Source organism: Flavobacterium glaciei (genome assembly GCF_003350545.1).
GTDB classification, from domain to species: domain Bacteria; phylum Bacteroidota; class Bacteroidia; order Flavobacteriales; family Flavobacteriaceae; genus Flavobacterium; species Flavobacterium glaciei.
In genome coordinates, this window is sequence record NZ_QQBA01000025.1 from 1 (window position 1) to 9,428 (window position 9,428).

The window sequence follows — 9,428 nt, forward strand, 5'->3', positions numbered from 1 at the left end:
GCTGTTGCGGTAGGTGAAAATCCACAAGGGGATTCGGTTCAAGATACTTCGGGGACAGCTACCTCCAATGACCTGCCTACGGTGACCAATTTGCCAGAAAATGCAAAAATAGCTTTAATCTTAAAAGGTACTTTCAAAGATGAAAATCAAGATGGTCAAGCTCAGAAAGGAGAGACTTTTAAATATCAATACATTATTTTCAATTTGGGAGCTGTACCCTTATCTGATGTATGGATTCAAGATACAATGGTTGGTTTGGATAAGAATTCTGGAACGATTGACCTACCAATTGGAGCTATAGACAACACTACTTTTTCTTCTACCTATGTAATTACTCAGGATGATATAACAAATGGAAAAATTAGCAGTCAAGCTATGGCATTTGGAACCACACCATTAGGAATGATAGTTCAAGATTTATCACACGACACTAGTGAACTGAAAATTGGCTCTACAGAGATTGATGTGGATGGTTGTCAATTAACCATATTTAATGCTGTTTCTACAAATTCAAGAACAGAATTCGGAAGAATACTATACATCAAAGGATTAGATTGTTACCCAAAAAATACTGTGCAAATATTTAATCGTTGGGGCGTAAAAGTATTTGATGTCGATGATTATGATAACAACACAAAAGCCTTTAGAGGAATTTCCGAAGGAAGAGATACAGTAAATAAATCAACAGGATTACCAAACGGAACCTATTTCTATATAATCAATTATGTGGATAAAAATGGCAAAAGCAATAACAAGTCAGGCTACCTGCATTTAATTAATGATTAATTAATGTACTCTACGAAAAGAAAAGTTCTTTTAGAATAATTAAAATTTATAGTGTGAAAACAAATTCTATAATAATACTTCTCCGGATAGTAATGGTCTCTGGTTTTGTCCAGCAAGATTCACAATACACATTATATGTATAACACAATTAATATTAATCCTGCTTATGATGTTAATCGCTATGTAACTAGCGTTTTTGCACTGAACCTTGCGCAGTGGGCAGGAGTTGATGGAGCACCAACTTCAAATGCATTTTCTATCAATGTTCATACAAAATTCTAGTTTAGGTTTAGGAGTATCATTTGTTAATGAAAAGATTGGGGCATGAGAACAAAGTAGTATTTCCGTAGACTTATCGCATACTATTCAAACATCTGAAAAATATGATTTGTGCTTTGGATTAAAAGCATCAGCAGACCTATTAAAAGTGGATTATACAAAGCTAAATCGTTATGATTTGAATAATCCAAGATTTCAAAACAATATCGATAATGCTTTTTCTCCAAATATTAGGAACAGGTGTTTACTTCAATTCAGATAAGTTATATTTTAGCTTCTCTATTCTACGATTCCTGAAAAGACAACATTTTGATGATAACACTGCAACAGTATTTAACGATAAAATACATTGCTATTTTATGGGAGGATATGTATTTAACGTAAGTCAAAGCGTTAAATTAAAACCGAGTTTCCTTACTAGATTAGTTTCTGGAGGACCACTACAAGTAGATGTCGCTGCTAATGTACTCTGGCAAGATAAATTTTCATTTGGCCTTTAATGGAGATGGAGTGCAGCAGCAAAGGCTATGGCAGGAATCCAAACATTAGATGGACCACTTGTAGGTTATAGCTATGATTTTGACACAACCAGTTTAGAGAACAACAATTCAGGTTCACATGAAATATTTTTACGTTTTAACAATTTAATAATCAAAGTAGAATAATAGCTCCAAGATTTTTTAAAAATTAAAACTTAAAATATATTTGTATCTATTATCATTCAAAATTTTTCCATAAATAACTAATTTGATGTAACACATATGCCATCACATTACTATAAGATATAATCTTAATTATTCAATAATTACTTCCGCAAAATTTAAAGAACAGTAATGCTCACAGAACATAAATCTAGTTAACAAATACAACATTTTAAAGTTTCGATTTGGTAAAATATATTATTTTGAAACTTTACCACTTTAAGGATTTACATGACTAAAACAAAACAAGTGAAATTTTTGTTAAAGAATGAGTATTAATAAAATGTGGTATAATATAGATAACACTGTTTTATGGCTCACGACACTTCAAATAAATTTTGCAATATAATTATCATCAAAAAAACAGCTGAAATGAATTAGAAGTTAATATTTCATATCAATTATTAATATATGATTAAAAAAGGCTATCCACTTATTATGGATAACCTTTTAGATTTTATATTGTTTAAAGAAAGTTTACTACATCGATACAATGATAAACTCACTTCTTCTATTGGCTTGGTGTTGTTCCTCTGTACAGTTTGATTTATTCGTTGGTTCACATCCACAATCGTTTACAAGCTGTGATTCTCCATATCCTTTGGCTGTTAATCTATTTGCAGCTATGCCGTTTTTGATCAACCACGCCTTAGTAGATTTAGCCCTTCTATCAGATAATGCTTGATTGTAAGCAACGGTTTGTCTACAATCCGTATGGGATCTAATATCTATGGTCATCTTTGGGTATTGTTGCATCACTGCTAATACTTTCTCTAGTTCAAAGGCCGCATCTTTACGAATAACTGATTTGTCTAAATCAAAATAAAGTATCGGAATATCTAAAGTTTTAGCTAAATCTGTACCTATATCAACGGCTCTTTTTCTTGGCTCTAAGGCCAATGGTCCCTGTGTTTCTCCAGAAACTTTGGCTATTGTAATCTTGTTCTCTTTGGTTGCATACTCTGGTTTCTCACCTCGCACATAATACGTAGTTTCGCATGTTACCTCAAAGGTATAAGCGCCTGATGATGGTGTGATAATTTCTTTAATCAAATTAAAATTCGCATCAAATAAACTTACTTTGGCATTAGCTAAAACAATTCCTGTATCTTGGTCTGTAATTACGCCTTTTAGTACTTGTACGCATACTGGAACAGGAAATTTATTGAATCTATAAATATCATCTGATCCTACTCCGCCTTCTCTGTTAGAGGTTACAAACCCTTTTTTATCCTCGGCATCTATCACAAATGAAAAATCGTCTTGGGTACTGTTTATAGGTGCACCTATGTTTGTTATGGTACTTCCTGGAGTTTTTGATGATAAATCCATTACAAACACATCTAATCCTCCTAATCCAGGGTGTCCATCACTGGCAAAGTACATTTTGTTGTCTGCTGAGATATACGGAAAAGTTTCTCTTGCTTCGGTGTTGATAGGCAATCCTAAATTCTCTGGTGTGCCATAAGTGTCATTAGCATTGATGCTAACTTTAAAAAGATCTGATAATCCCTTTGTGCCTGGCATGTCTGATGCAAAATACAAGGTTTTCTCGTCTACACTCAGCGCTGGATGCGCTACACTGTACTCGTTACTATTAAACGGAAGTTCTTGTACATTGACCCATTTTCCGTTTTCGTTTGTGGCTTTGTAGAGCTTTAATAATACAACACGTCTGCTATCTTTTTGCTTCTTCCCGTTTAGGTAATTGTTACGCGTAAAGTACATGGTTTGTCCGTCTTTTGTAAAAACGGGGGTCGACTCATGAAACCTGCTGTTGATGTTTTTATTGAAAACTTCTGGCGTGCCTAAACTACCGTCAGTACTAATTGGAGCACTGTACAAGTTGGTGAAGGATTCATTGTTCCATTTGAATACTTTCTTTGCTACTCCTCCTGTGTCTCGTGCCGAAGCAAAAAGCAGGGTGTTGTTGTAGTAAGCACTTCCATAATCTGAATATGGGGAATTGATTCCTGCATCAAATATTTCGTATTTTCCTGAGTTTTCCTTGATGTCATTTAGGTAATCACGCTGACTTGCAAACAGTTTTCCTCGCTGGTCTGTGGCTGATTTTGCGATGAACTGCTCTAGCATTTTATCGGCCTTTGTATAGTTACCTACGGCTTTTAAAGACTGGGAATACCTATAGCAATACTCGGCTTCTTGAGCTGAATTCATCTCAAAAAGGGCACTGTACCACTTTTCTGCCTTGATCAAATCAGCAATGAAAAAATAGGAATCTCCTAGTTTTTGAAACATTTTCTCGTCTTTATACCCTTTATCGGCTATTTTCTCATAAGTAGCTATGGCATCAACGTAAGAGTAATTTTCGAAGTTTTTATCTGCGATTGCCACTCCTTTTTTTTGGGCATACCCCAATACTGTTGATACTAAAAAAACTACACAGCATCCGAAATTTTTAGCACTAAATTTCATAACGTTATATTAAATTAAAAGAATCTAGGTGATGTAATTCTATTGTATTTGTTGAATATTTCATAGCGAAGAAATATCTCGTGAGATCCAGAATTATAGTTTGCAAGACGTGTTGTTTCCATATCATATCCATACCCAATAAACCATGAATCAGACACTTGAAATCCTACCATGGCACTTAATGCCGCACTCCACCTGTAAGCGGCACCAACTGTAAACTTGTCATTAAACAAGAAGTTAGCCGATAAATCGACCTGTAAAGGCGCTCCTTGAACAAGTTTTGTCATCATTGCTGGTTTAAACTTTAGATTGTAGTCTAATTCGAATACATGGCCGGCAGTTAAGTAATAGTTTACGCGCTCTCGTGCAATGTATGAATTAGCCCCTACTCCTGCAAACCTGTCAAAATGCTGAGTCTCTAGCAAGTTAGGCACCGAGAGGCCGACATAGGTTTTATCAGAGTACCAATAGAGTCCTACACCAATGTTTGGTGAAAACTTATTGTCTATGTTGTTTTCAAAACTATAGTCATTTGGGTCATACTGATTCAATTTATCAAAATTGACATTCAATAGATTTGCTGAGGCTTTCAATCCAAAAGAGAGTTTAAAGTCTTCCGAAGTATTGATATAGTATGAAAAATCAACCGATATGTTGTTCTCATCCGATGGGCCTATCCTGTCATTTACTACAGATACTCCTAAACCGATTTTAGTATCATTAATAGGGGTGTTTATCGAAGCAGTATTAGTAACTGGCGCTCCATCTAGCCCTACCCACTGGGTGCGGTGTAAAGCAAAGATGTTCATGGCCTCTCGAGATCCTGCATAGGCCGGGTTTATATTTATTGTATTATACATATACTGTGTAAACTGCGCATCTTGCTGGGCATTTACCAAACCCGAGAATAAGAGTAATAACACTATTAATTTAGTTTTCATATTGCTTGCATTTTAAAACTTATGAGTTTTATTAATCAATTATCTGTTAATATATAAGTATCCTGCTTTCTCGAAACTTGTGGCAGCACTATCTTTATATCTTAAAATATAATAATATGTTCCCTCTGGTAACTCTTCGGATTGATTAATAGTAACCCTTCCTTCTGAAATTCCTCTAAAAGCTCTATCCTCATTGTTGTATCCTGTTCTCTCAAATACTAGTACTCCCCAACGGTTATATATCTCTACAGTATTATCGCTATAACATTCTAGACCTCTTATTCGGAAAACTTTGTTATCTCCACTACCATTTGGTGCTACTGCGTTAAACACTTCGATTACACATCCTTGAATAGCTAGTACAGTTGGTCTATCACCTAAAATATTTGAATCATCTGATAAATCACTTACTATAACTCCTAGTGGTGTAACTCCTGTTGCGGTTGCTTGATTGGTTACACTTCCTAAATTGATGTCTGCTTGTGTCAAGCGATACACTCCTTGATAGGCTGTATTGTTTGTCTCTCCTACTGACAATAAAGTTATACTATTACCCGTTAGTATCAAACCTGGCAGAACATCTGTTACTGTTACATTGCTTAATGGTGTGTTTCCAGTATTGGTTACCGCAAAGCTATAAGTAATACTCTCTCCTGCTTGTGCAAAACCATCTCCATTTTCGTCATTGAATACAGCTGTTTTTACAATAGCTATTGATGGTGCTTCATCCACAACTACTGATACTGTTGCAGTTGTACACATCAACGGATTTGAGCCTGTTTCACATACTTGATAGGTAATAATGTAGGTACCTGCAACTATATTTGGTGCTACTGTCAAGTTTCCATCAGCATCTATACTCAGTGGACCACTAGTTACTGGTGTCACATCTGTATTGTCTTTTGTGGCTGGCACTCCGTTAATGGTGTCATTTGCAAGTACGTTTCCGCCAGTAGCTGGCATTGTATCATCAGTTGCAACTAATGCATTGTTAATGACCACCGTTGCTATAGCTCGTGTACAATTTGAAGGTTTTGAACCTACTTCACAAATTTCATATTCTATGGTGTAAGTACCACTTGGCGTATTTGGCGCTACTGTTAAGTTTCCATCAGCATCTATACTCAATGGACCATTTGTTACTGGTGTCACAACTGCATTGGCTGCTGTAGCTGGTGCTTCGTTGACAGTATCGTTTGACATTACATTTCCGCCTGTAACTGGGAATGTATTGTTATTAGCTACTATTGGATTGTTTACAATCACTGTTACTGTGGCTGTGGTACAATTTACAGGTGTCATACCTGTTTGACAAATTTCATAAACAATAATATAGGTACCACTTGGCGTGTTTGGCGCTACTGTTAAATTTCCGTCTGCATCGATACTTAATGGTCCATTCGTTACCGGTGTTATAACAATATTTGTCATCGTTGCTGGATCACCATTTACACTATCGTTTGCTAATACATTTCCACCTGCTGATGTAAAAGTATCATCATTGGCGACTAATGGATTTACATAATTAACCGTCACTGTAGCAGTGGTACAATTCGCTGGTGTAGCACCTGCCTCACAGATCTCATACGTTAATGTATACGTTCCACTTGGTGTGTTTGGAGCTACTGTTACGTTTCCGTCTGCATCGATACTCAATGGTCCATTCGTTGCCGGTGTTACATTGGTATTAGCTGCTGTAGCTGGCTCTCCGTTAACCGTATCGTTACCTAACACGTTACCTCCTGTTCTTGGAAGGGTATCGTTACCTGCTACTATTGGATTCGTTATTACTATTGTCACTGTAGCAGTGGTACAATTCGCTGGTGTTACAGCCAATCCTGTTGATGGATTAACTTCACATAATTCATACATAATGCTATAACTTCCACTAGGCGTATTTCCTGCTAATGTTACTACTCCATTTGAATCGATACTCAATGGTCCCGCAGAAACTGGGGTAACATTCGTATTAGCTGGGCTTACTAAAACAGTATTCAATGTATCATTATCCGTTACATTTAATACCACTTTTGGATTTACTCCTGTATTTACTGCCAATGGATTATCATCAACGGCATCAATTGCATTTAAAACAACTACTGTTGCAGTTGCATTTGTACAGTTTACAGGATCTGCTCCCGATTCACACAACTGGTATGTAATGTTATAGGTTCCTGAAACTGTATTTGGCGCTAGTGTCAAATTCCCAGCTGCATCAATACTCAATGGGCCAGTAGTGATTGGTGTGACATCTGTATTTGCTGATGTTACTGCCATTCCATTTAAACTATCTGCTCCATTTCCATTATTTGCTAATACACTTCCAACATTTGTAGCAACTGTAGTGCTTGGAACTTGTGTTGGGAAAGTATCATCAAATGCAGCAATACTATTACTAATAAGAATTTTGGCATTGGCTATATCGCAATTGCTTGGATTTATTACTTCACATATTTGATAAAAAACCATATAGGTACCCGAAACCTGTCCTGAAGGAACCGTAATTGTACCATTGCTGTTCAGTACAAATCCTGCTGGTGCTGTTCCACTTAATGTTAATAAAACATCTGATGAATTTAAAACTACTCCATTTAGAGTATCATTATTCAATACTGAGGTAGTAGTTCCACCTATTCCTCCTGTATATGGAACTGCTCTAAAATCATCTACAATGGCATCTACTGCTGCTTGTGAAACATTTACTGTTACCGTTGCTGTACTGCAATTAGGTGGATTTGAACCAATTTCACATATTTGATATTCTAGCGTTTGAGGTCCCGCTGGTGCATCTGGTGCAATTGTAATAGTACCATCTGGATTTAATGTTAATGCTGGATTTGAAATTGTTGTTGTCAAAATCACATCATTAGGGTTGATAGGTGGAATTCCACTTAATGTATCATTCCCTAAAACAGATCCTGTGGTAGCTCCTGGAAGCCCTCCTGTTGTATCTGGATTTGCTACAATAGAATTTAAAACTACTATTGTGGCTGTGGCTGTTGTACAATTTACAGGATTTGCTCCTACTTCACATATTTCATAGGTTATACTATAAGTGCCAGAAACTGTGTTGGCTGCTAAAGTAACATCTCCATTACTTGCTATACTTAATGGTCCTGATACTTGTGGAGTAACATTGGTATTTGCATCTGTAACTAGTGCTCCATGTAATGTGTCATTTGTTGTTACATTTAAAACAACTTTTGGAACTTCTGATGTCGATAGTGTAAGAGGGCCATCATTTACTCCCACTAATGGGTTTTGTACCACTACTGTAGCAATTGCACTATCACAATTTAATGGACTAGAGCCAAATTCACATACCTCATACGTTATGGTATAAGTGCCTGATGGCGTGTTTGGTGCTAATGTTAAATTACCATCAATGTCAATACTTAATGGTCCATTAGTAATTGCTGTTACATCAACCGTAGCTGAAGATACTGCTGATCCATTAAGTCTATCATTTACTATTACATTTTCTACCATTACAACCGTAGAAGATGCTGCAACTGTTGTTGGTCCATCATTTACAGCATCTATTGGATTCAAGACTACTACAGTAGCCGTTGCATTATCACAATTTGCCGGAGTTACATTCAATCCTGTTGATGGATTAGCCTCACACAATTGGTAAGTGATGCTGTACGTACCACTTGGGGTATTAGCCGCAACTGTTACTATTCCTTCAGCATCGATACTCAATGGTCCATTCGTTGCCGGTGTTACATTGGTATTAGCTGTAGTCGCTTCAAGGTTGCTTAACGTGTCATTTGCTAGTGCATTTAAAGCCGTTACTGCCGAATTACTTGATGCAACTGTTACTGACGGATCATTTACTGCATCTATCGGATTGTTTACAACAACTGTTGCGCTTGCTTGCTTACAATTTATTGGGCTTGCGCCTACTTCACAGATTTCGTAAACTACTGTGTAACTTCCTGATGGTGTGTTTGCATTTACCGTAATGGTTCCATTTGCATTCAATTTCAAGCCTACTGGAACAGTTACTCCTGTTAAGGTTACTTGACCTGGATTGGTTCCAATTACTACCGGATTTCCATTTAATTCGTCGTTACCAACTACACTTGGGGTTGAGTCGCCTACCGCAACTGGAGTTGCACTATAATCATCATTGACCGCATTGATTATACCAGCTACTGGAGTTACTGTTACGTTTACCGTTGCGGTCTCTGTCGTAGTCGTACCATCGGCGTTGGTCACTGTCACCGTGTAAGTGAAGCTGTCCGTACCGTTGAAGTCAGGATTTGGTGTATACGTGATC

The 9,428-nt window shown here is 36.8% G+C and carries 6 protein-coding genes and 1 pseudogene; 4 read left to right on the forward strand and 3 right to left on the reverse strand.

What is annotated here, in order from left to right; all coding sequences use genetic code 11:
• From DFR66_RS13525 to DFR66_RS14155, 4 genes and pseudogenes are all read left to right on the forward strand, one after another.
• On the forward strand, window positions 1–786 hold a 786-nt coding region (locus DFR66_RS13525; RefSeq protein ID WP_146841216.1), incomplete at its 5' end, for a T9SS type B sorting domain-containing protein.
• A gap of 135 nt (window positions 787–921) precedes the next feature.
• The gene (locus tag DFR66_RS14145; protein WP_317048677.1) at window positions 922–1,068 is read left to right on the forward strand and encodes a type IX secretion system membrane protein PorP/SprF; all 147 of its coding nucleotides are present in this window, start codon (window positions 922–924) and stop codon (window positions 1,066–1,068) included.
• Window positions 1,069–1,174: 106 nt separating this feature from the next.
• A complete protein-coding gene (locus DFR66_RS14150; protein WP_317048678.1) occupies window positions 1,175–1,327 on the forward strand; it encodes a hypothetical protein in 153 nt (50 codons plus the stop codon).
• A pseudogene (locus DFR66_RS14155) lies at window positions 1,278–1,730 on the forward strand (PorP/SprF family type IX secretion system membrane protein). Before DFR66_RS14150 ends, DFR66_RS14155 begins: the two are co-directional and overlap by 50 nt.
• A gap of 516 nt (window positions 1,731–2,246) precedes the next feature.
• Here DFR66_RS14155 and DFR66_RS13535 read toward each other — a convergent pair.
• The 3 genes from DFR66_RS13535 to DFR66_RS13545 all read right to left on the reverse strand — a co-directional run.
• A complete protein-coding gene (locus DFR66_RS13535; RefSeq protein ID WP_114755354.1) occupies window positions 2,247–4,202 on the reverse strand; it encodes an OmpA family protein in 1,956 nt (651 codons plus the stop codon).
• Window positions 4,203–4,216: 14 nt separating this feature from the next.
• A complete protein-coding gene (locus tag DFR66_RS13540) occupies window positions 4,217–5,143 on the reverse strand; it encodes a PorP/SprF family type IX secretion system membrane protein (RefSeq protein ID WP_114755355.1) in 927 nt (308 codons plus the stop codon).
• A 39-nt stretch (window positions 5,144–5,182) separates the two neighbouring features.
• Window positions 5,183–9,428 (reverse strand): Ig-like domain-containing protein (locus tag DFR66_RS13545; RefSeq protein WP_208630919.1); only part of this gene is annotated, 4,246 nt, incomplete at its 5' end.

What these genes read in the sequence shown, in the direction of transcription:
- DFR66_RS13535 (WP_114755354.1), bottom strand. Translation starts at nt 4,202, where the DNA reads ATGAAATTTAGTGCTAAAAATTTCGGATGCTGTGTAGTTTTTTTAGTA.
- DFR66_RS14145 (WP_317048677.1), top strand. Translation starts at nt 922, where the DNA reads ATGTATAACACAATTAATATTAATCCTGCTTATGATGTTAATCGCTAT.
- DFR66_RS13540 (WP_114755355.1), bottom strand. Translation starts at nt 5,143, where the DNA reads ATGAAAACTAAATTAATAGTGTTATTACTCTTATTCTCGGGTTTGGTA.